The organism is Pseudomonas sp. SDT291_1_S447 (genome assembly GCF_054070155.1).
The window spans coordinates 1-229 of record NZ_JBSVXS010000409.1; the positions used below are offsets into that span (position 1 = coordinate 1).

Sequence of the window (229 nt, forward strand, 5' to 3'; positions counted from 1 at the left end):
GTCTTGCGGATTTCGCCCAGGGCCGGCGACCACACGAAGGCACCGTCGATATCGCCGCGTTTCCACGCGGCGGCAATTTCGGCTGGCTGCAGGTTCACCACCTTGACTTGTTTGGTGTCCAGGCCCCAGTGCTTCAGCGCACCGAGCAGGCTGTAATGAGAGGTAGAGACGAAGGGCGTGGCGATGGTTTTGCCGATCAGGTCTTCGGGTTTGTCGATACCGCTGCCGT

At 61.1% G+C, this 229-nt stretch carries 1 protein-coding gene; it reads right to left on the reverse strand.

Annotated elements, in window-relative coordinates:
* Positions 1-229, reverse strand: a 229-nt coding sequence (locus ACW9IR_RS30130) for an ABC transporter substrate-binding protein (RefSeq protein WP_457466256.1), incomplete at both ends; no start/stop codon positions are given.